This window comes from Bradyrhizobium sp. UFLA06-06 (assembly GCF_054820065.1).
Map to the genome: position 1 here is coordinate 32,572 of NZ_JADFUD010000016.1, position 25,561 is coordinate 58,132.

The 25,561-nt window shown below is 61.2% G+C and carries 20 protein-coding genes; 5 read left to right on the top strand and 15 right to left on the bottom strand.

The window, feature by feature from the left end; genetic code table 11:
* Positions 1-48 precede the first annotated feature (48 nt).
* Positions 49-1,530, bottom strand: a complete 1,482-nt coding sequence (locus tag IF803_RS16080; RefSeq protein WP_461192748.1) for an undecaprenyl-phosphate glucose phosphotransferase — start codon at positions 1,528-1,530, stop codon at positions 49-51.
* A gap of 180 nt (positions 1,531-1,710) precedes the next feature.
* Between IF803_RS16080 and IF803_RS16085 the strand changes: the two genes are divergently transcribed.
* Positions 1,711-3,090, top strand: a complete 1,380-nt coding sequence (locus tag IF803_RS16085) for a polysaccharide biosynthesis/export family protein (RefSeq protein ID WP_461192749.1) — start codon at positions 1,711-1,713, stop codon at positions 3,088-3,090.
* Positions 3,091-3,371: 281 nt separating this feature from the next.
* Entirely contained in the window at positions 3,372-5,111 is a 1,740-nt protein-coding gene (asnB, locus tag IF803_RS16090; protein ID WP_461192750.1) for an asparagine synthase B, read from the top strand.
* 146 nt (positions 5,112-5,257) lie between these two features.
* Here asnB and IF803_RS16095 read toward each other — a convergent pair whose 3' ends face one another.
* From IF803_RS16095 to IF803_RS16130, 8 genes are all read right to left on the bottom strand, one after another.
* Positions 5,258-6,436: an acyl-CoA dehydrogenase family protein gene (locus IF803_RS16095; RefSeq protein WP_461192751.1), complete on the bottom strand. Its 1,179-nt coding sequence runs from the start codon at positions 6,434-6,436 to the stop codon at positions 5,258-5,260.
* Between the two features lie 67 nt (positions 6,437-6,503).
* Positions 6,504-8,525: a non-ribosomal peptide synthetase gene (locus IF803_RS16100; protein WP_461192752.1), complete on the bottom strand. Its 2,022-nt coding sequence runs from the start codon at positions 8,523-8,525 to the stop codon at positions 6,504-6,506.
* 42 nt (positions 8,526-8,567) lie between these two features.
* Entirely contained in the window at positions 8,568-9,608 is a 1,041-nt protein-coding gene (locus IF803_RS16105; RefSeq protein WP_461192753.1) for a thioesterase domain-containing protein, read from the bottom strand.
* Positions 9,609-9,655: 47 nt separating this feature from the next.
* Complete coding sequence (locus tag IF803_RS16110) at positions 9,656-10,426, bottom strand: 4'-phosphopantetheinyl transferase family protein (RefSeq protein WP_461192754.1); 771 nt, start codon at positions 10,424-10,426, stop codon at positions 9,656-9,658.
* A 398-nt stretch (positions 10,427-10,824) separates the two neighbouring features.
* Positions 10,825-11,988 (bottom strand): GNAT family N-acetyltransferase, encoded by a 1,164-nt coding sequence (locus tag IF803_RS16115; RefSeq protein WP_461192755.1) that lies wholly within the window; start codon positions 11,986-11,988, stop codon positions 10,825-10,827.
* 393 nt (positions 11,989-12,381) lie between these two features.
* On the bottom strand, positions 12,382-14,997 hold the full coding sequence (locus IF803_RS16120) for an AMP-binding protein (RefSeq protein WP_461192756.1): 2,616 nt from the start codon (positions 14,995-14,997) through the stop codon (positions 12,382-12,384).
* A 586-nt stretch (positions 14,998-15,583) separates the two neighbouring features.
* Entirely contained in the window at positions 15,584-16,594 is a 1,011-nt protein-coding gene (gene galE / locus IF803_RS16125) for a UDP-glucose 4-epimerase GalE (RefSeq protein ID WP_461192757.1), read from the bottom strand.
* A gap of 97 nt (positions 16,595-16,691) precedes the next feature.
* A complete protein-coding gene (locus IF803_RS16130; protein ID WP_461192758.1) occupies positions 16,692-17,612 on the bottom strand; it encodes a LuxR C-terminal-related transcriptional regulator in 921 nt (306 codons plus the stop codon).
* Positions 17,613-18,075: 463 nt separating this feature from the next.
* Between IF803_RS16130 and IF803_RS16135 the strand changes: the two genes are divergently transcribed.
* Complete coding sequence (locus IF803_RS16135; protein WP_461192759.1) at positions 18,076-18,732, top strand: LuxR C-terminal-related transcriptional regulator; 657 nt, start codon at positions 18,076-18,078, stop codon at positions 18,730-18,732.
* Positions 18,733-18,780: 48 nt separating this feature from the next.
* Here IF803_RS16135 and IF803_RS16140 read toward each other — a convergent pair whose 3' ends face one another.
* Both IF803_RS16140 and IF803_RS16145 read right to left on the bottom strand, forming a co-directional pair.
* Entirely contained in the window at positions 18,781-19,197 is a 417-nt protein-coding gene (locus IF803_RS16140) for a VanZ family protein (RefSeq protein ID WP_461192760.1), read from the bottom strand.
* A 622-nt stretch (positions 19,198-19,819) separates the two neighbouring features.
* A complete protein-coding gene (locus tag IF803_RS16145) occupies positions 19,820-20,056 on the bottom strand; it encodes a DUF6894 family protein (RefSeq protein ID WP_461192761.1) in 237 nt (78 codons plus the stop codon).
* Between the two features lie 456 nt (positions 20,057-20,512).
* Between IF803_RS16145 and IF803_RS16150 the strand changes: the two genes are divergently transcribed.
* Positions 20,513-20,779 carry a hypothetical protein gene (locus IF803_RS16150; RefSeq protein ID WP_028341544.1) on the top strand — a complete coding sequence of 89 codons (267 nt, stop codon included), beginning with the start codon at positions 20,513-20,515 and terminating at the stop codon, positions 20,777-20,779.
* A gap of 210 nt (positions 20,780-20,989) precedes the next feature.
* Here IF803_RS16150 and IF803_RS16155 read toward each other — a convergent pair whose 3' ends face one another.
* From IF803_RS16155 to IF803_RS16170, 4 genes are all read right to left on the bottom strand, one after another.
* Entirely contained in the window at positions 20,990-21,400 is a 411-nt protein-coding gene (locus tag IF803_RS16155) for a hypothetical protein (protein WP_461192762.1), read from the bottom strand.
* A 120-nt stretch (positions 21,401-21,520) separates the two neighbouring features.
* Positions 21,521-22,372 carry an alpha/beta fold hydrolase gene (locus tag IF803_RS16160; RefSeq protein ID WP_461192763.1) on the bottom strand — a complete coding sequence of 284 codons (852 nt, stop codon included), beginning with the start codon at positions 22,370-22,372 and terminating at the stop codon, positions 21,521-21,523.
* Positions 22,362-22,760 carry a carboxymuconolactone decarboxylase family protein gene (locus tag IF803_RS16165; protein WP_028341542.1) on the bottom strand — a complete coding sequence of 133 codons (399 nt, stop codon included), beginning with the start codon at positions 22,758-22,760 and terminating at the stop codon, positions 22,362-22,364. Before IF803_RS16165 ends, IF803_RS16160 begins: the two co-directional genes overlap by 11 nt.
* Positions 22,761-22,782: 22 nt before the next feature.
* A complete protein-coding gene (locus tag IF803_RS16170) occupies positions 22,783-23,925 on the bottom strand; it encodes an FAD-dependent monooxygenase (protein ID WP_461192764.1) in 1,143 nt (380 codons plus the stop codon).
* 312 nt (positions 23,926-24,237) lie between these two features.
* Here IF803_RS16170 and IF803_RS16175 point away from each other — a divergent pair, with 312 nt between their 5' ends.
* Complete coding sequence (locus IF803_RS16175; protein WP_461192765.1) at positions 24,238-25,554, top strand: dicarboxylate/amino acid:cation symporter; 1,317 nt, start codon at positions 24,238-24,240, stop codon at positions 25,552-25,554.
* Positions 25,555-25,561: the final 7 nt, after the last annotated feature.

Genomic DNA, 25,561 nt, shown 5'->3' on the forward strand with positions numbered 1-25,561 from the left:
GCCCTTGCGGTCTTGCTGTACGGAGTGCACGCAGCAACCAACATCGCGCTAACAGGCATTCCAATAGACCTTTCTGGAGAAGAGGGTCATGACGATGATCTTGAGATCGAGAAGGAATGACCAATTGTCGATGTAATACAGGTCGTGCTCGACACGACGCTGCATCTTCTCCAAGGTGTCGGTTTCGCCGCGATAGCCGTTGACCTGTGCCCAACCGGTAATGCCGGGCTTGACGTTGTGGCGGCGGGAGAACGACGAAATCAGCCGGGCGAAGCTCTCGTTCTGCGAGGTTGCGTGCGGACGCGGCCCGACGAGTGACATATCGCCGACCAGCACGTTGAAGAGCTGTGGAAGCTCATCGATATTGCTGTGGCGCATGAAGCGTCCCAACCGGGTCACGCGTGGATCGTGCCTGGTCACCTGCTTGAAATTGTCGCCGTCCTCCATCACGGTCATCGATCTGAATTTCAGCACGCGAATAGTCTCGTTGTTGTAGCCGTGCCGCGTCTGACGAAACAGCACCGGCCCCGGGGAATCGAGCTTGATTGCGAGTGGAAGGATGACGAAGAGGGGACTGATGATGATAAGTCCGACAATTGCAGCCGTGATGTCGAAGGCTCGTTTGATTGCCCGGTGGAACGGCGTCAGCGGAGACTGGAAGATCCGCATCGTCACCATGTTGCCGAACTGCGTGATGCGCGACACGGCCATGAGGTCGATTGCACCGACCGGGACGACGTGAACGTCAACCGGGAGCTCCGACAGGGCACCGGCGAGCGCGAGGGCAGCCGGAACATCCGGCTCCGAAGTCAGAATGACAATGTCATCCGCTCGCAGCGGCCGGCACTCCGCGATCAGTTCTCGGACATGGGATCGCACCTCCGGTGCCGAAGCGCCGGTGCGAAAGGTCGGCAACTCGAACGAGCGAATGGTCCGGATTCCGGTGGCGCTCACTCGTCCGGAAAAATTCAAGCAGTGGCTCGGTTCACCTATGAGGATGACGCGCCTGGCGTCGATCAGTCCGGATGCGATGGCAGGTTGCAGCAACGAGAAGCATATTGCCCGCGCGCAGAGCACCATGACGATGACGCTTGCTGCCTGGGCCATCACGGTCGCGCGCGAGTAGCCGTCCGAGATCTTGAGAAGAAATATCGTCGAGATGAAGAAGGAGAATACGAAGAAGACGGCGCTGACGCCGCTCCACATGAAGATGTGCCGGGGTTGCGTCTGGATCCGCGAATACTGCCGCAGCCCAACGGATACGAGCAGCTGCAACGTGGCAATCAGAATGGATTCCAGGATATATTTGGGAGTGTCCGGATAGTCGAGCTGAAGGACCAGTCGGTAATAGAGGACGGCGGCGGCAAAAGCCCCAACGGCTACGAGGACGAACTCGGCGCCTGCCGCCAATACCAGCAAGGCGGCCAATCGATTCTTGCCAATGTCAGCCGGAATTGCCTTGCGGCCAGTGACCGAATGCGCCGAACGCTCGGTAGGAGCCGGCGAATTGGTGAAAGACGCATAACTCACCGGTTACTCCCAAGCAGTCCGTCAAGCAGTCCGTCCCCCTGACAAAAACAATAGCATTCGGGTCAGGAGGCGGACTGGCAATAAATAGGTAGCCGGGAGTAACTACGATGGTCAGTTGAGCCGAGGCGCTGCGGGTTTAGATTGTCGATCAATCAGTGAGACCGAGCCGTCGAGCACGCCATGCCGAACGCCAAGCTGCGTAATTTCTTTCATCTTGACAACCGTGGCGGTCAATCCGGCCGTTGTGTCAGATGGGGCCTGGTGGCTGTTGGCCTGACGATTTCCGCTCAGGCGAAAGCCGAATATCGAGTGAACGTCGGAGATGTTCTGGAGGTCGCGGTAGCCGGCGTGCCGGAGCTGCGGCAGCGTGCTCCGGTCCAGGTCGATGGCAATATCTCGTTGCCGCTGGTTGGGATGGTCCCGGTCGCCGGCCTGCCGTTGCAAGAGATTCGGGCCAAGGTCGGGGCCGCACTGACGAGCAAGGTCTTTCGACAGAGGACCGTGGACGGCCGCGAGGTCGTGGTCGTGATAGATGCAGATCAGGTCACGGCGATCGTGGCGGAGTACAGGCCTGTTTACGTCAACGGGGACGTGTCGAAGCCGGGCGAGTACCCTTATCGTCCGGCGAGCACCGCGCGCCAGCTCATCGCCATGGCGGGTGGCTACGACATCATGCATATCAGGATGAATAACCCGTATCTCGAGTCAGCTGACTTGAGAAGCGAGTATGGATCGCTCTGGACAGAACTCGCCAAGGAACAGGCGCGTATGTGGCGCATCAAGAGCGAACTCGGGGAAGGGACGCAGATCAACCCAAGCGCTTCTCTTGCCGACGTCCCGATAGCTCGGTCGGCGGTTTCGGAAATCGTCAATGCGGAAGCCGAATATCTGAAGACGAAGCAGAGTGACTATCAGCAGGAAAAGGCGTACTTGCAGCGCAGCGTTCGGCAGGGCGACGACGAGGTCCGCGTACTATCGGAGCAGCAAAAGAAAGATGAAGAGGGACTTCAGTCCGACGTCGAGGACCTTCAGAAAGCGACCGACCTGTTCGGCAAGGGATCGTTGATCAGCCCTCGCGTGACGGATGCCCGTCGCGCGGTTCTGCTGTCGGCGACCCGGAGGCTGCAGACCTCCGCGCAATTGCTCCAGGTCAAGAAATTGCAGGACGAGTACGCCAGACGGTTGGCAAAGCTCGACGATCAGCGGAAGCTTGATTTGTTTCGTGAGCTGCAAGAGACCAGTTTAAAGCTCAATCAGATTCGCGAGAAGCTGCAGAGCGTCGGCGAGAAGCTTCAGTACACTTCGATGGTTCGATCGCAGCTCGCACGGGGAGCCGGCAGCAAGCCGGATATTGCTATCATTAGAAAGAGCGAGAAAGGACCGGAACGGATTGTCGTGAACGAGGACGCTGAGTTGCAGCCGGGCGACACCATCGAGGTCTCGCTGCGATACCAGGATGGACCCGACGCGCCGCCCCGAAAGCTGAGCAGTTCAAATGCCCCGGTCGTGATAGGCCGGTCTGAGGTGACCGCGGCAGACTCGCGGCGCGACAGCAGGTGACAAAGCCGGAAGCGATCGGCCCATCACGCGAGGCCGGGAATTTGCGCTCCCGTCGATCGCATGAAGCGGCCGGTCAGCCCGCATCAGGGGCTACCTGGAACTGGAAGACACGAGCAGCCATGGAGTTTGATTACGCTCATCCGCATATTTTATGGCCTATCCGACGGTGGCGCCGCTTAGGCATAGGGTAATTCTGCTTGATCTGAACCTTGAATATTTTGTGACCTTGACCGTTCTCGATCCGCTCTTCCGCTTCTCTGCGATCTAGAACTCACAGAAGGATGACCTCCTTGTGCGGCTTCGTTGGCATCTTTGGATTTAAGGATTCGATCGAGACGGTGCGCAGCCGGGCGCTCGAGATGGCCAAGACGGTCAGGCACCGCGGGCCAGACTGGAGCGGCATCTACTCCAGCGACGGCGCAGTGCTCGCGCACGAGCGCCTTTCCATTGTCGACGTGGAGCACGGCGCTCAACCCCTTCTCGATGTCACCGCTGGTCGGGCCTTGGCCGTGAACGGAGAGATCTACAATCATGTTGCTTTGCGCGAGGCACTGAAGCTGCCGCACGCATGGAAAACGAAGTCGGACTGCGAAATTATCCTGTATCTCTACGACGAATACGGCCCTGCCGTGTGCAATATGCTGAGTGGAATTTTTGCATTTGCCCTCTTCGACGAGCGCAGTGGCGATTTCTTCGTCGCCCGAGACCACATCGGCATCGTTCCGCTTTACATCGGATGGGGAAGCGACGGCACGACTTACGTCGCGAGCGAAATGAAAGCTCTCGATAGCGTATGCGAGACGATCCGGGAGTTCCCTCCGGGACATCATTACAGCGGCAAAGTCGGACAGTTCGTCAAGTGGTATGATCCACAGTGGGCGCATGCTCTTCCAACGAGGAAGGTGTCCCTGCCGGAGCTCCGAACGTCGCTCGAAGCTGCGGTCAAGCAGCAAATGATGTGCGATGTGCCTTACGGGGTGCTTATTTCCGGGGGGCTCGACTCTTCGCTTATAGCGGCGCTCGCGGCGCGCCACCGCTTCAAGCGGATCGAGTCGGGAGAAACCGAAGAAGCATGGTGGCCGAGGCTGCACTCGTTCTCCGTCGGCCTCGAAAACTCACCTGACATGAAGCATGCGCGAGACGTGGCGGCTCACATCGGCACGGTCCATCATGAGATTGTCTTTACCGTGCAGGAAGGGTTGGACGCATTGCCGGACGTGATCCGGCACCTGGAGACCTTTGATGTCACCACCATTCGTGCCGGCACGCCGATGTACCTCATGGCGCGTAAAATCAAATCAATGGGCATCAAGATGGTGTTGTCCGGAGAAGGCGCTGACGAGGTATTTGGCGGCTATCTCTACTTCCACATGGCACCATCAGCAGAAGAATTCCATGAGGAGACTGTCCGAAAGATCTTTGCACTCAGCAAGTATGATTGCTGTCGCGCGAACAAGGCAATGGCGGCCTGGGGGGTCGAAGCTCGTGTGCCCTTCCTGGACAAGGAATTCCTGGACTACGCAATGTCGATAAACCCCGCCGAGAAAATGTGCCCTGGCGAGAAAATCGAGAAGGGCATATTGCGGGAAGCATTTACCGATCTGTTGCCGCAAGCGATCTTGTGGCGTCAGAAGGAGCAGTTTTCCGACGGGGTCGGGTATAGCTGGATTGAGAGCTTGAAACATCAAGCCGAGAATAAAGTCTCGGATCAGATGCTCGCAGAGGCGAGCAAGCGCTTTCCGCGGCAAACGCCGACGTCCAAGGAAGGATACTTCTACAGGACCATCTTTGATGGCATTTTCAACAACCCGACAGCCTGCCTAACTGTGCCCGTCGGTCCTTCGATCGCATGCTCCACGCCGACCGCGTTTCTCTGGTCTCAGCAATTTGCGAGCATGAATGACCCATCTGGAAGGGCAGTGAAAGGGATCCACGTTCAAGCCATTGATCATGTTCAATCAGTTGGGAGCCTCGGCAGTTCGAAGGCCTCATCGAGCGAACGGGTTGCAGCGGCGGAGTGAAATCCTTCAAGCGGATCGCCTACCGTTGTGGGTGAATCCGGCGCGCCGTTTGCTGCGTCGGTCGCCGCGACCGACCCGGATGCCGAGACCATTCAAGCCCGGCCAGCCGCCAATGCCAGAGCGACGTCGTCGGCGCCGCATCGGGATCATGACATCGACGCGACCACCTCAAGCATCACCTCCGTCGCGCCGCCGGCGATGGAGAGGACGCGCGCGTCACGCGCTACGCGCTCGATCGCGCTCTCGCGCATGACGCCCATGGCGCCGTGGAACTGCACGCACGCATACGCGACCTCGTTGACGAGTTCGCCGCAGATGGCCTTCAACATCGAGGTTTCGCGCAGGCAATCGTCGTCGGCCGCCATGCGCCAAGCGGTAGCATAGAGAAACTGACGGCTTGCCTCCACTTTCGCAGAGAGCATTGCGAGACGTTGACGGATCGCCTGCATGTCCCAAAGGACGCCCCCGAATGCGCGGCGGGTCTTCACGTAGGTGACGGTCATATCGATCGCCGCCTCGGCCATCCCTATCGACATGGCGGCGAGGACAAGGCGCTCGTTCTGCAAGTTGCGCATGATTGAGTAGAAGCCTTGTCCCTCCGCGCCGAGCACGTTCTCGGCGGAGACGCGGCAACCGTCGAAGACAAGTTCCGCCGTGTCGGAGGAGCGCCAGCCGAGCTTGTCCAGTTCGCGCGCGACGCTGAAACCTGGCGTCCCCTTCTCGACGAGGAACATCGTGATCCCGTTGGTTCCTGCCGCGGGATCCGTCTTGGCCGCGACGCAGTAGAGATCCGCGTGGACGCCGTTCGTGATGTAGAGCTTCGTGCCGTCGAGCACGTAGGAGTCGCCGTCTCGAACCGCGCGCGTGCGGATGGCTTTCACGTCCGAGCCCGCATCCGGCTCCGTGATGGCGACCGCGGTGATCACCTCGCCGCTGACAATGCCCGGCATCCAGCGGGCCCGCTGGGCTTTGGTCCCATCGTGAAAGACATACAAGGAAGCCATGTCGGCATGGACGAGCATCGCGTCGGCGACGCCGCCATAGGTCGAGCGCCCGAGCTCCTCGGCGAAGACCGTTGACGCGACGGAGTCCATTTCGGCGCCGCCATACTCAGCCGGGTAGCGGATGCCGAAGAAACCGAGTTCGCCCATGCGGCGCAGGATCGAACGGGGAATGAACCCGTTCTCTTCCCACTGATCCGCGCAGGGCTTGATTTCCTCCTTGACGAACCGGCGGACCTGGTCCCGTAAGAGCTCATACTCCGCCGCCATCCAAGGCAGCTCCGGCTCTCGCGCCGACATCCAAGCTTTGTCCATCGTCTTCATCCGATCTGCTACGAGCTGACTCAAAGGCTCCCGTCCCGACGCCCAGGACCGGACGGAGGCCTTCCGGCTAGAGTTCGACCTCCTCTCTCGGTCCCTCCGAGAGGGAAGGGTTATTGGAACCGGCCACCCAGCGCATGCCGTCGATGACTTCCGCCAGTTCGGCCAGTGTCGGGCGCTCAAAGAGGTTGCGAAGCTGTACGTCGACGCCGAAGATCTTTCGCATACGCGACACCGCACGCACCACCAGGAGCGACTCCCCGCCCAGGTCGAAGAAGTTGTCGTGGCGTCCGATCGACTCGAGTTTCAGGAGTTGGCACCATAGCGCGGCCAGGGTCTTCTCGGTTTCGGTCGAGGGAGCGGCGAAGACTTGCGCCGGCTGGATGTTTTCCGCCGTCGGCTCGGGAAGCGACGAGCGGTCGACCTTGCCGTTGGACGTGAGCGGCATCCGCTCGAGGCGAACGTAGTGCGTCGGAATCATCGACTCCAAGAGTTCTTCGGCGAGGTGCGCGCGCAGATCCGCCACGGTCGGAGCTTTCGACGAGACGTAGTAGGCCACAAGTCGTGCGATGCCGTCTTCGGTCGTCGACGGTTCGACATGGCCGTTTTGGGGATTTGTCTGTGTCGCCGCTTTCGTCATCGAGGTGATGATGGCGACGACGGCGCATTCCTGAACTTCCGGGTGCTTGAGCAGCCGAGCCTCGATCTCGCCCAGCTCGATACGGGTGCCACCGACCTTCACCTGATGATCGGCGCGGCCGAGAAATTCCAGGCGTCCTTCCGAGTTCCAGCGGGCGAGATCGCCCGTCTTGTAGAGCCGCAGCTTCGAGCGCCCATCTCGGGGATCGGCGACCGTGCGGAAACGCTCGTCGGTCAGGTCAGGGCGATTGAAATAACCTCTCGCAAGACCGTCGCCGGCAATGAACATCTCACCGATGATCCCGGGGCCGGTGGGCTGATATTCCTTGCTGAGGACGTAGATTCCCGCATTCGCAGCCGGAACGCCGATCGGCACCGATGCGGATTGATCCCGCTCGGTGTCGAAACGGTGAATCATGCAGCCCACCGTGGCTTCGGTTGGTCCATACTCGTTGTAGATTTCGATAGGATGGGGAATAGCGTTGGTGATGTCGCGAGCCAGCGCGGCCTTGAAGTCCTCACCGCCCACAATGAACTTGCGCAGTCTTGTGGTCTCAAGATTGCGGTCGCGGATCATCGCGAGATGCGCCGGCGTCAGCTTGATGATATCCACCGCATTGTCGTCGATCACCTTGAGCGCGACCATGCTCTGCACCCCGGGATCGCCAAGATAGACCACGATGCGGCCGCCGGTGATGAGCGGCGTAAAGAGCGTTGTGACGGTCAGGTCAAATGCGAGGGATGAGAAAAGGGGCCATGCGAGACTCTCGCCGGAACTGTACACCTGGGCGGCCCACCAGATGTAGTTCACCAGGCTCCGGTGCTCGATCTCGACGCCCTTGGGCGTGCCGGTCGAGCCGGAGGTGAAGATGATATAGGCGGTGCCGCCCGGCTTGGCAGCGGACGGCCGGGCCGAGGCCGGCTGATTCATGATCGACTCGAAATCGGCGTCGAGCACGAAAATGTCGGCAAGGTTCGGGGGAATGCCGGAACGCAGGCGCGACTGGGTGATCGCCACCGGCGCCCGCCCGTCGGTCCCGTTGGAAATGTCCCGCAGGATTGTTGCGATACGCCCCTTCGGCGTTGCCGCATCCACCGGCACATAGGCTGCGCCGGACTTCAGGACACCCAGGATCGCAACGACGACTTCAATGGAGTGCTCCATGAAAACAACGGCAATCCGGCCCGGGCCGACGCCGGTCGAGCTCAAATGCGCGGCCATCTGGTTGGAGCGTTCGTCGAGCTGCCGGTAGGTCAGCGTTGCATTGCCAAAGCGGATCGCTTCGGCGTCAGGACTGCGCGTCGCCTGATCGCGGAAGAGATCGATGATCGTCCTGTCCGACGGATAGCGTGCTGCCGTGGCGTTGTAATCGACAACCAGCGCCTGATGATCGGAATCCTTCAGCAGAGGAAGCGCGACGCCCTCCGGCGCGATAGGTAGGACTTCGTTCATGAAATACGCTCCCATCGGGAAAACTAGAAAAGTAGAATCACGTCAATCGTTCTGCTTTTGGGTTGCCTGGCGATAGAGGTCTGCGATGGCAGGTGCGTCAGGTTCCATCAGCATCGTGGCTTCGTTGCAGTCATCGGGCCCGAAGTAAAATTCGGCATGCGGCACTACTCGTAGCCATCGGTGGGGCGCGGCGCCCGATCGCAGCCAGGCTTTGTTGGGAAGGAATATGCAAACCCGACCCGAATACGCAGTGGGAGCGTACCGCTGAAAGGCCGCGATCGCCGTGGATTTGAGTAGAGCCCTGCTCGCCAATACCGGATCTGCCGCGACAGGCTCTTTGCTCTTGCCAACGAGGGGGACGAGGGCGCGGAAGTGCTCGCGGAGGCGACTGCCGAAATATCGAAGACGGGCGCTGAATGTCGGCAGCTTCGCTGTCTCATGCAGGAACGATTCCGCCTTGCCCCGGGCAAGGAAATACAGCCGGCGCGGCCATTCCCCATAGGTGGTGGGGTGAAGCGGGCCAAACAGCGCAACGCATGAGACCTCCGCTTCCCGTTGTCCCAGGATTTGCGCCAGCTCGAAAGCTGTTGAAGCGCCGGAGCAATAGCCGGCGATGATGTACGGACCGGTCGGTTGATATTCGACGATCTGGCGGGCGAAGTACTCGGCGATATCTTCGACGCGGTCCATCGGCTCGCTCTGCCCATCGAAGCCAGGCGGTTGGAGTGCGTAGAACGGTTGATCGCCGCCCAGGTTCTTCGCGAGGTCCAGGAATGAGGACGGTGCCCCGACATGACCGGGTACGGCGTAAATGGGCGAGCGTGTTCCGCCGGACTGCAACGGAACGATTGCAGGCGATTGCGTGGCGGCGGCCGTGGCCATGTTCAGAAACGCGATGATCTCGCCCTTGCGACCCTGCAACTGATCGCGAAGCTCCGCCGTCAGCGCGCCGGCCGGGGCGTTGCAGCGCAGCCGGTCGCCCTCGACCCAGACCTTGATGTCCTTGACCGCGAGGTCTGCGAGCAGCTCAGAAAACTGCATCACCGGCGCTGACATCGGGCTTTTCATGGATGAAGCTGACATTTCCTGTTCCGTGCGCCATCGCGGTATCTTCGACCCCGGATGACAGTTCATTTCCGGACGACCACGCTCCCAACATATCCAGGTTGCGGTACGAAGCTTCGGACAGCCCAATCCTTTTCATCCCAGCAAATGGGCTGTCCCAGGCCGCACCCCAGCGCCTTGGAGACAGCCTCCAGCCGGGTCCAGCGCTCGAGGAAGCCTTCCAGCCGGTCTTCCGGATCGAGGGCGGCGTAGGACTCGTACTCGAAGGTGGAAAGGCAGAGCGCTGCGATCTCGTCCGCTTCGGGCACAGGAAGAACTGCCTCGATGTCCACCCCGACCTCCTGCCTGATCGAGAGGGCGATAGCCGCGACTTCTCCGGATCGTGAGACGCTGAAGCGCAAGTCACGGGCGGGCATGCGGCGGGAGAGGTGGGGTTTGCCCAGCCGTCCATATTCCAGCTCGATCTCCGCAGGCGAAATTCCCAGTTTGGAAGCGAGGACGTGGCGCAGCTGCCCGCGGCTGACGATAAAGCGGCGGCGGTCTCGCTCCAATCTCAATCCCTCGGCGCGCCGATGTTCCTCTTCGTTGAGGCAAACGCTTAGCTCCCGGATGTCGTCCTGCTCCATATGGAGCATGAATGCCAGGACCTCCAAACCATCATTCTCGAGAACCGGCGTTATGATCCCTCGTCTCAGCTCAACGGCTTTGCCCAAAAAGCTCGAGGGGGCGGTGCCGGCTCCGCGAGCCCCGCTTTCAAGTTTGCGATAGCCTTGCCCGTCAAAGGAACGACTACTTTCCCACGCGCTCTGTTCACAGGCACCTATGCGAAAAGCCATCACAACTTGCTTTCTATTGGCCTCGATCCGGATTGCCGCCGGTAGATTCCGAACGGGTCTTGCGATGGGCATTCGAACGGACTGCTGATCGAAATTTTAGTCGCGCACCGCCATGGCTCAATGGACCATCGTAATTACCCATTTTTTGCCAGTTCCCATCCGGCGCGCCCCGGATCGGACGGCTTGAGTTGAGTGACCCGGCGGCAGAGCGGCGCGTCATTCCGCCAAAGCGGTAGCGGGGAATATTCCTAGGGGAATTGGGCCGCTAAGCTGTCAATGGATGCAGTCCAGCCGTAAGCGCCGGCCCCGGGACCGGCAGCCAAAAAAGGCGCAGCACCGACAATGGCCACATCGCCAACCCAGACGTTGGTTCTCGCCAAAGAGCCCAAACCGATCGACTAGGAACTAGTCCCGAATACGGAATACAGAGCCGCGGTCTTTTTCGGAAGATTTGTCGCAATGGTTCGCAGCATCCGCTTGGCGCTGCGGAGCTTGGCCTCGATGTGGCGCTCCGGACTGTCTTTGCCTACAGCGATCCACGTCATGGCCTGCTCCCGATTGGCCAGATGGGACTTGTGCCCGCCGCCACCAGCCAGGAAGTCGTAGCCGCTTTCCCCGCGTGCAATGCTGTCCTCAATGGCCAGCACATGGCTGACGAGCCCGGGCTTGAGCCGGCTGTCGCTCTCATAGAGAAAGCCGCTCTGGTAGTTCAGGACACGGCCGTCGTGCACGAAATTGTACACGACCCCAATTGTCTCGTTCCCCACCATCGTCCGCGAGATGCGAACGGCCCCCGTGGGGACGCCGCGCGCAATGAGGTCCTCGTGAAACGGACGGAAGCCGGGATTGGCGAAGGCTCCCCTGCGTCCCCATCGCGACCGATGAAAGTCGCTCAGCAAATCGAACGCGGCGAGGGCCTCCGTCGTCGTTTCCATGATGCGGAGTTCAACGGGGCCGCGTTCGGCATATAACCGCATGGCACGGCTCACGGCCTGGCGCGTGCTGCGGCCCAATGTGGCGCGATAATCGCCCCCTCGCTGGCGGACCGGGACAAAATCAACCCACAACGCCGCATCAGCCTGTTTCACCTCGGTCACGAGCCCGGCCCGGCCTGCGGCGCGACTGGCAGTCGCCTCAAGGTCCGGATCAATTCCGGAGAGCACCAACTGATCCGAGCGGCGCAGGCGGGACGTCAACGCATTGAGACCCGCCGACATGATGGCATCGGATTGCTCTGCAAGAATGCCGTTGTACTCGATGAACAATCGGTCGAAGCGGGTATCTCCCGTTTCATTGAGCAGCCAGCGCGTCCGTGCATGCGGCCCGAGACTCCACGTTCTCCGCCGGCAAATAACCGCCAGGCCAACGATCTTGCCTGATGACCGGGCCACGAGGACGTGTGGTTGCGCGCCCTTGGGGATGTGCCGTAGCCAGGTGCCGATCCAGAGCCAGGACAGGAAGAACGAGTGAGTCACTCGCGCTTCGAGCTCCTTCCATGAGGTTTCAAGCCACGCAATGCTCTCCAGGGCATCCAGGCTGACATCGGTAACCGTCTCAGGCATGCTTTCCCGTTCCAACGCCAGAGGACCGAACGCGCGCCGCGACGGAAAGACCGAAGCACCAGGCTGCAGCGCTCGCGCAAGATCCGATGCAAGATCCGATGACGGGTGGCTGGTCACACACAGGCATCCCTCTGACGGACACGTCGTGATTGGGCGTCTCCGACCGTTGCCTCGGCGGAGGCCGATAACGCGAACTATATCCGGAATTTGATCGAGGTGCGGACCCTTCCTGAGTACCCACGCTAGCCTCTTGTGCCGGCCGAGCAACTGTGCCGAGGTGAAGCTGTGATCGACCGGGCTCAAGGCTGGTGCAGCGCGCTCCAGCCTTGGGCGTCCGACGGCCTTGATCCCCTGCCCGCTCACCAGGGCCTGCCATGGCTGACGTCCGATTTCTCACGTGGCGCTCGATCCCGAGGTGAGTTTTTCAAATCTCCGCCGCAGGTGATCCACGAGCAGTTCCGCACCGATCAACAGGCAGCCTGGATGTCCGCCAGGCACCTGTATCAATTCCAGTTGAGAGCTGAGATGCCGCCATGCTCGGCCATCGTGGTCGGCCGCGTAAAAGGCCACAGGGATCTCGAGCGGTGCCGGACAATACTGCGCCATTGCGATTGAATGAGCGTCCCACAACGCCGTCGGAATTGCGACCTTGGCGCTCGCGGTTTGTCCGTTCGCGGGGAGCTTCATGTATCGCTCCAGTCTCACCATTTGCTCGAAGGTCCAACGCAAAAGATAAGGGGAAACCAGCGGCTTCAGCAGCCTGAGGATCGCCCGTGGCATTGGACGGGCACTGACAGTCGGCGGGTCCACCATCGTGACCAAATCAACCGTGTGGCCGGCTGCCATCAGCTGGCGGGCCACTTCGAACGCCACCATGGCGCCATTGCACTTGCCGCCCAGAAGAAAGGGACCGCTCGCTTGCCTTGCCAGGATGAACGGCAGGCGGTCGGCGGCCATCGCCTCGATCGAGGCCGGAATCGGCTCCCCATGAAGACCGTGGGGATTGATCGAGATGATCGGATAATCCGGCCCCAGGAGCTCTACCAGCCGCCGCACGCTCGCGTGGCCGCTGACAAGGTCGCCGTTAAAAAAGTACAGCGGAGACCGCGTGCCACACGCATGGGGCTGGAAGAACGGCGTCGCCCACGTGTCCGTTGGTGCGGAAACCCTTGCGGAAAATTGCCGGATGGTTTCTGCCCCGAACATGATGGTTTCCGGCACGGGATAGCCGACGAGCCGCTCGACCTCGATCAGCATCTCCATCGCGAGAAGGGAGTCTCCGCCGCTGGCAAAAAAATCGCTGTCGACGGTCACGGCCTGGTTCTTGAGCAGCCTGCGCCAGAGCGTCAGCAACTCGGCTTCCAGATTCAACGGCCCGTTCGCGACAGGCGCCGGCATCGGCGCCAGATGCCCCCGTGGCCGGTCGACCAGCTCGCGCAGACGTCGCCGCTGAACCTTTCCCGTCACCCCCTTCGGCAGATGGTCGAGCGTCAGAATGCGTCTCGGAATCTTGAACGAGGCCAACTCGCGTTGCAGGAACTGGCGAAGCTCCGCAGCGGTCGGCTGCGCGCCGCGATGAGGGACGATGGCGACTGCGACGTCCTCGCCCAGGCGCGGATGTGAGATCGCGAAGGCCGCAGCTTCGGCGACGGCCGAATGTCGCAATAGCGCGGCTTCGATCTCGGCGGGAGAAATCTTCTCACCGCCGCGATTGATCAGCTCGCTCAGGCGGCCGTGCAGCGAAAGGAAGCCGTCTTCGTCGAGGCTGCCGATATCGCCGGTGTGAAACCAACCCTTCGTGAAAGCGGCTTGATTGAGTTCCGGCGCATCGAGATAGCCCGACGTCACGGTCGGTCCACGAATCCAGATCTCTCCGCGCTCGCCGGCCGCCAGGGGATGTCCATCCTCACCAACGATCGCCACGGTATCGGGCCAGGGTCTCCCGCAGGTGCCCGGCCTGTTCGGACCCGGCGGCAGCTGGTTGGCGGCGATCTGCGCCGCCTCGCTGGAGCCGTAATGCTCCAGCACCGGCACGCCCAGAGCGTGTTGCAGGCCTTCCTGCACGGTCCTCGGCAGCGGTGCGCCGCCTGACATGGCGAACCGCAGGGTGTGCGCAGCCCCTGCATTCTCGAGGCTCTGCGCCTTGTTCAGCACCGTGGCGTGAAGCGTCGGGCCCGCCGAGTACCAGGTCGGCCGCAGGACATCGAACCACTCATCGAGTGCGACGATCGCATTGTTCGCCGGGATGGCGATGCTGCCTCCCGTCAGCAACGGCGTGAAGACCGTCACTTTCAGCCCATGAGAATAGTACGGGGGCGACACGCTCAGGCATCGGTCCCGGGACGTGAGGCCGAACCAGGCCCGAAGGCGCTCGGCCGCCGCCAGCATATTGTCATGACTGAACGGAATGAGCTTCGGCTGCGCGGTCGTGCCCGACGTCTGCAGGATGAAGGTGGGAGAGCGCGGATCCGGCTCGGCGTCGACGGCCGGGGAGCCGGAAACCTGCACGTCGATCTCGAGCCCAAGCTGCCCCTGTCCGACCGGCGCGGCTTCTATGATGGCAAGCGTTCTGCGGGCTGCGGCCTGGCGAGCTTCAGGGGCACTACCCTGCAGCACGACGAGGGCGCTCAGGTTCAGCATGTCGAGACGCTGCTCGATCTCAGGCTGGGAGAGGCGCGGATCGAGGGGCACCGCGACGGTACAGCAGGCGACTGCCACGATGGCGAGAACCGCCTCCGAGCCGTTCGGCATCAAGACCCCGATCCGGGCATTGCAATCGAAACCGGCCAAGCGCAGCCGCCGGCGGAATGCGTTCAACTGGCGTTCAAGACCGCTGTATGTCAGAGGCTCGAAAGCGCTCGAGACGATCGCCGGCTGGTTCGGAAACCGACTGGCAGTTCGACCGATGACCTGGCCTATCGTGAGTCGGGCTTCCGACTCCCCACGGTCGCGCGCGCAGACGCTGTCGGAACACATGGTGGCGGCAGGCGTCTCGTCGTCCAGAAGCATTCCGTCCTACCTTGAACAACGTAAGTCGGCTCGCACAACCATAGCGCGCCGCTTTCGAAGATGCCTTGCTGTACAGCAAGTGAAGGCAGCAATTCGGGATTAGCCAATATTCAGTGCGGCATCCTGCCATCCTGCCGATTGCGAGCATTGGTGGGTGGGTGACTTAACTAGAGCGGGATAAGTTTTGGTTGAATCTGCTTGCCGCGATTTCGGTTCACCTCTCCCCACCGGGGAGAGGTCGGATTGCGCCTGGCGAGGCGAAGCATCGTCCAGTGCAATCCGGGTGAGGGCTCTTGTTCTCTCGATAGAACCTAACCCCTCACCCGATTTGCTGCGCAAATCGACCTCTCCCAAGGGAGAGGTGAACCTTCGACGCCGTTCCAGCTGAACCTAATCTCATCATGCTCTAGACTGGGCATCGCGCTACTTGCGCTCGCCGATGAGAGCAGTCGTCGCAGCTTGCGCGGGATTGAGCGGGCCTCGAACGACACAGAAATTCTCGTCAGCCAGCGAGACGGTATCGGGCGGTCTTGGCAGCCGCCAGGTCATCGTCATGACCGCGCAAGACGCAGACGGTTCTCGCCGACTACGCGCCGCGATAGCCATTCGGGTTCTTCATCTGGAAATGCCAATGGTCGGCACACATCTGTGTCAGGGATCGCTTTGATGTCCAGCCCAACAGGTTCTTCGCGAGAGTTGGATCGGCATAGCAGATTGCGACGTCACCGACCCTGCGTTGGTCGATCACATACGGAACTGGCCGGCCACTCACTTCCTTGAATGTCTGGATCACGTCCATGACGCTGCTGCCGCTTCCTGTTCCGAGATTGACAGTCAGAAGGCCGGGCTGCCTCAGTTGGCTCAGGGCGCTCAGATGTCCGGATGCAAGATCGACAACGTGAATGTAGTCACGGATCCCGGTGCCGTCCGGAGTATCATAATCGTTTCCCCAAATATGCACCTTCGGACGCCGTCCGATCGCCACTTGTGCGACAATCGGCAGCAGATTGTTCGGCACATCCAGAGGATCTTCTCCGATCAGTCCGCTTTCGTGGGCGCCAACCGGATTGAAGTAGCGCAAGATGGCAATCCGCCAATCCTTGTCGGACCCATGAAGATCCTTCAGGATTTCTTCGATGAAGTATTTGGTGCGGCCGTATGGATTTATCGGCGCGACAGGATGCTTCTCGTCCAGCGGCAGGTACGCGGGTGTCCCGTATACGGTTGCGGATGAACTAAAGACTAGCGTCTTGACGGATGCTCGCGTCATGGCCGACACGAGCCGCATCGTTCCCACAACGTTGTTGTCGTAATAGGTCATGGGTTGCGCGCTGGACTCGCCCACCGCCTTGAGGCCGGCGAGATGAATGACCGCGGTCACGTCGTGGGCGCGCAGGATCTGGTAGATCGCCTCTTCATTGCGGATATCGGCATGCCGGAAAATGACCGATCGTCCGCAGATGGCTCGTATCCGTTCGAGGGAGGCGCTGTTGCTGTTGGAAAGATTGTCGACCGCGACGACATCGAGCCCGGCGTCGAGTAGCGCGACAGCGATATGGGACCCGATATAGCCGGCACCGCCGGTCAACAAGATCATTTCCGCTTCCGTTTCGCGTCTGCGTGGTCATTGCTCGCCGCGCGCGGGAAATCATCCCGCGCGGTGATGCCGATGCGCCAGACCGGACGAGTCTCGGCTATTTTCGCAGTCGGATCGCCCCGTCGGCTTTTGAGCTCATGTCCTTGCGGGTATGGCCGTTGGCGAGGGAGACTTCAAAGTAGTTCTCCGCATGGTCGATCGCGCCAAGTGGCGCCGGCCGGCCCGCTCTCGCGATCTTGGAAATTTCCCGGCCAGGCGGGAGCAGCCGCTCGGTTACGTCGACGACCTGATGCGCCGAACTGCTGTTTCTCGACCAAGCCGCAGATCGATGGTTCAATCCCCAGATTGCTGCCTGTGTTCTGTTTTGAACCCGGATCTTGCGAAGGATCGCCTTGATGTGAACCTTCACCGTGGCTTCGGCAATCTTGATCTTGCGCGCAATGCACTTGTTGGAATCGCCTTCAATCAGGCACTGCACGATTGAAACTTCCCGCGGCGAAAGTTGCTGAGCCAGCGTGTCATCTGCCGTTGCGACGGCGCGATCGTCATCGTTGGCTACGGGAGCATCGTCCACCTCGCGTTTCTCGGTATCGAGGGCGGACGTCAGGAATGCCGGCGGGAATACCGTCCCACCCATCATGACGAGTTCGATAGATTTGATGAACGCGTCGCAGTTCATCACGTCGATGAAATATCCGGTGGCGCCGGCCCGGAATGCGGCAACCAGATCACTCAGGTGAAAGTGATCCGCGACAACTGCCACACGCGCATCCGTGCAGCGGTGCTTGAACGATTCGATCTGCTCGACTGTCGAGCGAAAATCATCGCCGCTATGAACAATGAGGAACAATGCCTGACTGGCGGGGACGTTCTGAAGCGCCTCGTCGCTCGGCCAATCATCGGCATCGTCTATTGAGGCTAGGACAAAATTCTCCGAATTTAGAATTCTTGCAAGGCCTTCTTTGCGAAGACTATTTTCACCAACCAGCGCAATGGCAAAAGGATATCGTCGTCTCATGGAAACTCTCCCGGACGCTACAATGATACAAGCGGTTGAACGGTTGAACCCGGTTCACTTTCGGTGGCCCGCCCAGCTAAAAAGAACGACGTAAAAACAAGCTTCCTCAGATTTGGTCGATGGAACAAACCCGGGACGAAAAGCGCTTAACCCACTCTCAAAATATTTAAGAATGTTAGATGCTAATCCCCAATATCCCTATATACCGTTGGTTATAGGGCATTTGGGGCCGCCAACCTGACGAGGGCGATCTCCCGGTCCTGGTCGACGGACGCTCGCCTGGGGTGCGCCAGGTCGCCGCCGCGATTATACGTTGTGAAACCATGTTGGTTGTCGCGCTCCAGGCAGTAAATTCACGGGACCAAGCGACAACAAAACCTTACTAGCATGTCTCATATTAGAGTAACTTATTAATGACATGGGCGCCGATCTGAACTGGAGGGGGACTAAGGGTTGATCGGAAATGCATTTCAGTCGTGTTGTAATTGCCAGTAGATATCCAGTCGTTTTATTGGGTCTGAACTGCCTGCTCGAAGCAGAGCGCGATTTCAAAGTTGTTGCTCGCTGCAATGACATTGCGAGCTGCTTCAAGGCAATGCAGAGCCTTGCGCCGGACATCGCCATTCTGGACATGTCGATGCCCGACATTTTTGGGCAGGCCATGCTCGAGGTCGCAAATTCCGGGGCGCTCGGTGTGCGGCTCGTGTTTCTTGCCGCCTCAGTTGAGGATCGCGATCTCGCCGTGCTCGCAGCAGCGGGAGCTTGCGGCGTTCTTCTGAGCGAGGAGGAGCCTGAAACGCTCTTGCAGACGTTGCGGCAAGTCGCCGACGGCCAGAAGACGTTGCCTTCGCCCTCGTACGAAGAAGCCATCCCTTATGCGCAAGCGACGATCCCGGAGAAATATCTTGCGGTGCTGACGGACCGCGAGCGTCAGATCATGCGTTTGGTGTCGGAGGGCCTGTCGAACAAGGAGATTGGCCGCCGTCTGAAGGTGGCCGACGGTACCATCAAGGTTCATCTGCACCACATCTTCCGCAAGCTCGAGATCAGCAACAGGACCGTCCTTGCGACGCTTGCCGTCTCATATTCCGGGCCGGCCGGCGTTCCATCCGCCGAATAGCGGCGACGGCATTTTTTCGTCGAGCTTCGCGCGAGATGATCATTCCCGCTAGATCAACGGGCTGCCTGTACGCTTGGAGAATACAGAGAACGAGCGTCTCAAGGCAGTTGCGATGAAAACGCCTGCACAGCAGCCGGCGCCCTTGACGAGCATGTCCCTCACGTATCCATGTCTGTCGGGGAGCAGTCTTTGGATGAGTTCGAAGCCGACGACTATGGCTAGCAGGACGAGCAGTATTGGCAGCACGCGCTTCGGATAGGCGAGCGAAAAGGCGACCCCGATAATGAACAGAGCTGCAAAACGATCAATGTTCGCCGATACCAACGTGTGCGGACGGAATGCCAGCGGTGTATCGGTGACGATGAAGAGGCCCAGGATTAATCCCCAGGCCAAACATCGGAATACGGTTTGCGTCATCCCTTGTGGGTCAGCAAGAACGGAGTAGCTTGGTTTCATCATTCGCATTCGCAACTACTCTCCAGGCGCGGCCGTTTTAAGAGATGGATCGTCGTTCCACGGTGGGGGCAAGCTCAACTGCGGATCACCATGGTGGCCTAAGTCTTGCCAAGCCACTGGCCAATTTCCCTGGATCCGATGACCCGTTTTGGTCGGTACGGGTTGATCGTTCCAGCCGAGAGTCTCTCGATGCGCCGGTCCTCCGCCAGTTTCCTTGTGAACTGCTTCGCATCCTGTTCGGATACGAATGTCGCAGTCCTTCGTGCGTGCCTGTCGGGCGGAGCATCGCGTTGATCAACGAAGGAGACGTACCAGACGTGTCTTGCTGTCATGCGGGACCTCCGAGGTCAGGTCTAGGCGCGAAAACAAATTCGAGACACCAGGCGGTGATGTTTGAAAGCGGATCGGCAGAAAGCTTCTTCTCCATGATGTAGTGGTGATTGGTTTCTGCGAGCCAAGGCAAGCCGGCGGCTGGTCCGGCCACAATGGACTGGAATTGCAGCTTTCGCTCAGCGTGTCTCCGGTGCGTTCTGAGTACTCCTCCCGGACATCAAGCTTGCACGCTTCGCTCGATCGCGAAGTTTTGAAATGGCCACGAGGCGCCCCAGGCGAGCGCTGCGTTCGCTGCTATTCATGCCGCAATGGAAAACCGAAGGACGAACAGTGACTGGCCGCCCGGTTCGGGGCTGTCGCTGATTTCGACATGCCAGCGAAGATGACGCAAGAATGGCTCCGTCACGTCGTGCTTGAGTATCTCGCCGCTCAGTTCAATCGCCGTCGTCCGTGCGGCGAAAATGTCGGGAAGATCCAAACCGACATCATCGAGCACTGAATGGCCGCCGTGGAGATGAAAAAAATACCGCGGCATTGGTGTCTCCGGATGAGGCGAACATTCCGACGACTGCGCCGAGCTCTACGCATCAGGATGGTGTCATCGCACCATGGGGAGGCGGACGGCAAGCCGCTATTCTAGGAGGGCGGATCATCATTGTTGAGTACCCCGACGTGGACCTGCATCATCATCAGTTCGGAAGGTCGAACGACGCATCGGGTCGATAGCAGGGCAATCGCATTTGGAATGAACCGATTCTTCCGCGCCGTCATGGCCGGGACAAGCCTGGGCGCGCCGAGATCTCTCTCGGACGGTCAAGGAAGCATGCGGCAATCCCTGACACCCGAAGCTAACGAGCAGCGGTTCACGACGGCCGCTGGTGCCCGCCTGGCGCGCAGGCGATCAATTATTTGTGCAGTGCGGCAACATTGATATTGCATTGCAATAATAGCTGACTAACTCTGCTTCTCACGTGCCATTGAGGAGCCTTCCGTGATCAAGATTTCCCTCTCCACCATTGCCGCCGCTCTCGCGATCGCGAGCGCAACCGCCGTGTCCGCCGCGGAGCTTCCGACCTACGAGGCCGCGGGCCTGCCGATCTCGGCGGTGCAGGCCGGCGTCATTGGCGCCGCCAACGCCCGCGAACAAGCGCCCGTGGCGACGACGTCGGCGACGCCGCATCAACTCAGCGTTCTGACGCCCCGCAACAAGATGACGACCGCGCGGGCCGCTGCCCGCACCGACCGTTCGGTCCACTGATTGGCATAGCCAATTCCCCGGAGACCCGCGACGAAGTCGCGGGTCTTCCTCGGGCGTAAAGCAAATACATCGTGTGCCCGGTTGCGTCCGACGCAAGCTCGTGCCGTTCGCCGCCGCCAAGTGGTGCCTTGCGGCGGACGGCAAGCGCCATGTCGATTGGTTGAACCCGCGCAGATGCCGATCGGGTAGCCCAGCCTCTCTTTCAGGAGCTCATGGGCAAGCCGCGCACCCCAACATGCAAGTAATCTGAGCAAATGGGTCGTCCGGCGAAAGGACGATCAGCTTGCAGGCCTCGAGACAACGGATGCATGAGTCGCTCGCGTGCGTTGCCTTGCCGGTGCTGTCCAGGGCGGGGGCGACCTTCCGCGAAAGCGAGACAATTGCGGTGTTGAGCCCGTCGGTCAGTGCTGCAAAGACTTTTCCCTCAGGCGAGGCCGGCTCCGCGAGCTTGATGCCCGCCCTGACGTAAGCGCCTTGTGCCGACTTGCCGGGCAATTCCTTGATATTCTCGATCAGGCCCCGCGGTATCGATATCCAGGTGTCCGGGGCCAGGTCAGACGCGAACTCGACGACGTTCTGGGATTTGGCGTCTCTTGTGAAGCCTGTCACATACGTGGACATAGAGTTCTCCTCCTGCACAAGTAGTCCGCACGATTCAACCTCATCGCTTGTGAGTTGCATGTGAAGCACCTTACACCTCCAATAATTATTGGAGCGGCGTTCGCGGTCGGATGACACGCCTCACGCCACACGCCCAAACTCGCGCAGGTGCAGTTTGATTGCGGCGTCGACCTCGTCCGGGTGATCGACCTGAGGCAGATGCCCGGCGCCGGGAATGATCACGAGCCGGCAACCCAGCAGCGTCGCAAGCTCCGTCATCGGCTGCACCAGCAGCTGGTCGTTTGCGCCCACGATCATTGTCAGCGGCACTTGCAGCTGCCTGACGCCGTCGAGATAAGCGAGGGACTGGATTGCGCGCGCGCAGCCGATGAAGCCTTCGGGATCGGTCTGGTTGATGCAGTCGAGCAGCGTCGCGGCGATCGCCGGATGTGCCGTGAGAAAGGCGGGTCCGAACCAGCGCTCGGCGGTAGGCGCCGCCAGCGCCGCGATGCCTTGCGCTTGCACCAGCGCGATCCGATCGTCCCACGCGGCGGCGAATGGTGGCGGTGCATCGGCCCATGCGGCGATCACGCAGAGGCTGAGGAGGCGGTCGGGATGGCGCACGCCGAGACCGAACGCCGTCATGCCGCCCTGGGAGACGCCGATCACGTGCGCCCGCACGATACCGAAGTGATCGAGCACCGCGATCGCATCCGCCACCAGATCGTCCATGGCGTAGGGACCGCGCGGCGCCTGCGATTGTCCGTGACCCCTGCTGTCGAGTGCGAGCACGCGATGGCCGCGGGCGGCCAGCGCGAGTGCCTGGCGATGCCAGATCGCGCTGCTGGTCAGGATCGAATGGCAGAGCAGCACAGGCGTCCCGCGTTCGGGGCCGCCGCTGCGGACGCTGCTCCGCCCGGCCTTGCCCTGCACCTCGTGCCGGACAAAGCCCTGCCACGCAGCAATCTCGATCGGGGCCGGTTCAGTCGACAAGGCCCATCTCCGCGAACACGTCCTTGGCAATGCGGAAGCTGTCGAGCCCGGCGGGCATGCCGCAATAGACCGCGATCTGCAGGAACACCTCGCGCAACTCGGCCTTGCTCAGTCCGTTGTTGAGCGCGCCGCGGATATGCACCTTGAGCTCATGCGGCCGGTTCAGCGCCGCGATCATGCCGAGGTTGAGCAGGCTGCGGCTGCGCTTGTCGAGGTCGGGGCGATTCCAGATCTCGTCCCAGCAATATTCGGTCGCGAGCTTCTGGATCGGCCAGTTGAAATCGTCGGCCGCCTTCAGCGATCGCTCGACATAGGCGTCGCCGAGCACGGTGCGGCGGGTTTGCAGCCCGCGCTCGAACTTCTCGCCGCGGGGATTTGCGTCGGTCATTATTGTCTCCTGTTGATTGTGATCAGGCCAGCGCCGGCTCGGCGAGCGGCGTGGTCCAGGCGTCATGGCCGTAGACCCAGTCCGGATCGGTCGGGTTCTTGAGCCAGGTGTTGGTGCGCGAACTCGCCTGCACGCGCGAGGTTCTCGGCTTGCGCGTTGCCTCGAAGCGGCGGAAGGCGTCGGCAACGCCGTCGCGATCCACGCCCTTGAGGCAGCGCGACAGCACCGCGGCGTCCTCGATCGCCATCGCCGCACCCTGCGCCATATACGGCGTCATCGGATGGCAGGCGTCGCCGAGCAGCGTGATGTTGCCCTCGCTCCAGCGCGGCAGCGGATCGCGGTCGACCAGCGCCCATTTGTGCACCGACGGGCAGGCCTCCAGCACCTTGCGGACCTGCGGATGGAAGCCCTCGAACGCCCTGCGCAATTCGTTGACGTCACCAGTGGCCGACCAGGATTCCACGGTAAATCCAGGCTCCGGCTGGCTGGTCACGAAGTAGACCTCGCTGCGATCGGGCTTGACGTAGTAGATGACGATGTGGCGATCGGGTCCCCACCATTTGGTGCAGTCGTCGATCGGATAACCGTTGAGCAGCGATGCCGGGAACACCGTGCGATAGGCGATGCGGCCGGTGAAGTTCGGTTCATCACGGCCGAACAGCCGTTCCTTGACCAGGGAATGCACGCCATCCGCCGCCACCACGGCGTCGACCGTCGTGCTGTGGCCGTTGGCGAAGGTCAGCGCCACCGCGCGGTCCGCGCGCTGTTCGATCGCGGTCAGCTTGTGGTCGAGACGAACCAGCTTCTCAGGCACGGCGCTGGCGAGTGCCGCGTGCAGATCGCCGCGATGCCCGAGCAGATAAGGTGCGCCATAGCGCTCCTCGGCGGCCGGGCCGAACACCATGTCGAAGCGAACCTCGCCGGTGTCGTGCTCCTTGTTGTTCCAGGACCGCGGATAGAACGCCTCGCGGCGCAGCAGCGGCTCGAGGTCCCACGCCCGCATCACCTTCATGGCGTTGCAGCCGATCTGGATGCCGGCGCCGAGCCGGGTGAAGCGCTGGGCCTGCTCGTACACCGTCACATCAATCCCTGCGCGGGTCAGCGCCGCGGCGGAGGCAAGCCCGCCCATGCCGGCGCCGATCACCGCCACCGAAAGTCTGCTCATTGTCGCTCCTCACAGCTTGCGCCGGCTGACGACCGGCCTCTCCGCTTTTGTCGGCCAAAGCCGGCGGCGCCCGCAAACGAGTAATGCTGACGGAGCGTGAGGTGGGCTCACGCGGGGTGGGTTCATGCGCGCCTCGCGCCGCCATCGCCGATCGAGACGCCCGTCGGCCTGTGAGCTGAGGTCACGCTGCCTGAGCTTAACTCGTTTGCGCTTCGGCCAATCGCCCGCCAACGTTCCAGTGCTGCCGCATCGGCGTCTGCCGATGATCTCTCCCGCGCGGCCAACACCAGAGACTCCCGAGGATCGACGCCCATGTCCACGATCACCAATGACGGTGCCGCCCGTCTCGACGCCGTCGCTGCGCCCTGGCATGCGCGTCTTTATGTCCAGGTGCTGATCGGCATCGCGCTCGGCGTGCTCGTCGGCTATCTCTGGCCCGATATCGGCGCGGCGCTGAAGCCGCTCGGCGACGCCTTGATCAAGATGATCAAGATGGCGATCGCGCCGATCGTCTTCCTCACCGTGGTGCACGGCATTGCGAGCCTCGGCGACATGCGCAAGGCCGGACGGATCGGCGTCAAAACCCTTGTCTATTTCGAGATCGCCACGACCGCGGCGCTGATCCTCGGCCTTGTTGTCATCAACCTGGCGCGCCCCGGCGTCGGCATGCATGTCTCGCCTGATACGCTGGATTCCCGCCTGGTCGCCTCCTACGTGACGCAGTCGCACGACCAGTCCGTCGTCGGCTTCCTGATGAACGTGATCCCGTCGACCGTGGGCGGCGCATTCACCAGCGGCGACACGCTGCAGGTGCTGTTCTTCGCCGTGCTGTTCGGCATCGCCCTGCAACGCTATGGCGAGGGCGGCAAGCCGGTGCTGGAGGCGATCGAGAGGCTGTCGAAGATCCTCTTCATCCTGATCGGCATGATCATGCGGATCGCGCCGATCGGTGCATTCGGCGCCATGGCCTTCACCATCGGCAAATACGGCGTCGGCTCGATCGTCGCGCTGTCGCACTTCATGCTGGTGTTCTATCTCACCTGCGTGCTGTTCGTGATCGTCGGGCTCGGCGTCGTGTCGCGCCTTGCCGGCTTCAGCATCTTCAAGCTGATCCGCTATCTCCGCGAGGAGCTGCTGCTGGTGCTCGGCCTGTCCGGATCGGAATCGGTGATGCCGCGCTTCATCGACAAGATGAAGGCCGCCGGCTGCGCGGAATCGACCGTCGGCCTCGTGATCCCGACCGGCTACACCTTCAATCTCGACGGCACCTGCATCTATTTGACCATGGCCGCCGTGTTCCTCGCCCAGGCCACCGACACGCCGATGTCGCTGGTCCAGCAGATCGGCCTCGTGGTGGTCTGCCTGTTGACGTCGAAGGGCGCGGCTGCCGTGCCGGGCAGCGGCTTCATCGTGCTGGCCGCGACGCTGGGCTCGATCGGCCATGTTCCCGTGGCAAGCATCGCGCTGCTGCTCGGCATCGATCGCTTCATGTCGGAGGCGCGTGCGCTGACCAACTTCATCGGCACCGCGGTGGCGACCGTGGTGGTGGCGCGCTGGGAAGGCGACCTCGACCGCACCCAATTCGTCCGCGCCCTCGACAATCCGGACGCCGCCACGCTATCTTCCTGATGCATCC

Excerpts from the sequence above, each read along its gene's own strand:
- IF803_RS16170 (WP_461192764.1), bottom strand. The coding sequence starts at position 23,925 with ATGAGCAGACTTTCGGTGGCGGTGATCGGCGCCGGCATGGGCGGGCTT.
- IF803_RS16100 (WP_461192752.1), bottom strand. The coding sequence starts at position 8,525 with ATGAACGAAGTCCTACCTATCGCGCCGGAGGGCGTCGCGCTTCCTCTG.
- IF803_RS16135 (WP_461192759.1), top strand. The coding sequence starts at position 18,076 with ATGCATTTCAGTCGTGTTGTAATTGCCAGTAGATATCCAGTCGTTTTA.
- IF803_RS16155 (WP_461192762.1), bottom strand. The coding sequence starts at position 21,400 with ATGTCCACGTATGTGACAGGCTTCACAAGAGACGCCAAATCCCAGAAC.
- IF803_RS16175 (WP_461192765.1), top strand. The coding sequence starts at position 24,238 with ATGTCCACGATCACCAATGACGGTGCCGCCCGTCTCGACGCCGTCGCT.
- IF803_RS16120 (WP_461192756.1), bottom strand. The coding sequence starts at position 14,997 with ATGCTTCTGGACGACGAGACGCCTGCCGCCACCATGTGTTCCGACAGC.
- IF803_RS16115 (WP_461192755.1), bottom strand. The coding sequence starts at position 11,988 with ATGCCTGAGACGGTTACCGATGTCAGCCTGGATGCCCTGGAGAGCATT.
- IF803_RS16105 (WP_461192753.1), bottom strand. The coding sequence starts at position 9,608 with ATGTCAGCTTCATCCATGAAAAGCCCGATGTCAGCGCCGGTGATGCAG.
- IF803_RS16095 (WP_461192751.1), bottom strand. The coding sequence starts at position 6,436 with ATGAAGACGATGGACAAAGCTTGGATGTCGGCGCGAGAGCCGGAGCTG.
- IF803_RS16140 (WP_461192760.1), bottom strand. The coding sequence starts at position 19,197 with ATGCGAATGATGAAACCAAGCTACTCCGTTCTTGCTGACCCACAAGGG.
- IF803_RS16165 (WP_028341542.1), bottom strand. The coding sequence starts at position 22,760 with ATGACCGACGCAAATCCCCGCGGCGAGAAGTTCGAGCGCGGGCTGCAA.
- IF803_RS16085 (WP_461192749.1), top strand. The coding sequence starts at position 1,711 with ATGCCGAACGCCAAGCTGCGTAATTTCTTTCATCTTGACAACCGTGGC.
- asnB (WP_461192750.1), top strand. The coding sequence starts at position 3,372 with ATGACCTCCTTGTGCGGCTTCGTTGGCATCTTTGGATTTAAGGATTCG.
- galE (WP_461192757.1), bottom strand. The coding sequence starts at position 16,594 with ATGATCTTGTTGACCGGCGGTGCCGGCTATATCGGGTCCCATATCGCT.
- IF803_RS16145 (WP_461192761.1), bottom strand. The coding sequence starts at position 20,056 with ATGCCGCGGTATTTTTTTCATCTCCACGGCGGCCATTCAGTGCTCGAT.
- IF803_RS16110 (WP_461192754.1), bottom strand. The coding sequence starts at position 10,426 with ATGGCTTTTCGCATAGGTGCCTGTGAACAGAGCGCGTGGGAAAGTAGT.
- IF803_RS16130 (WP_461192758.1), bottom strand. The coding sequence starts at position 17,612 with ATGAGACGACGATATCCTTTTGCCATTGCGCTGGTTGGTGAAAATAGT.